Source organism: Alkalibacterium indicireducens (assembly GCF_039522005.1).
Taxonomy (GTDB): Bacteria; Bacillota; Bacilli; order Lactobacillales; family Carnobacteriaceae_A; genus Alkalibacterium; species Alkalibacterium indicireducens.
Genome location: NZ_BAAADA010000055.1, coordinates 583 through 867 on the forward strand (window position 1 = coordinate 583; position 285 = coordinate 867).

The following is a 285-nucleotide window of genomic DNA, read 5'->3' on the forward strand; positions in this document are numbered from 1 at the left end:
ATCGTCACCGCACAGTGACTCTTCTATTAAACTGGAGAACGTTGTTCTCTCAAAACTAGACAGCTGATCAACACGAAACAACACCACTTACCCTTAACACACATCAGTCCAGTTTCGCTCGGCAGATGACCGCGTGATGTGACACCCTTACCCATTGCGCCCTTACGGTGCTCATTCAGGGTATGTGTGGTCAAATCCCGGGATCATCTACCCGCCTCGCTATACTTTCTTTCTTGTGGTTAAGTCCTCGACCGATTAGTACTGGTCCGCTCCACATATCACTAT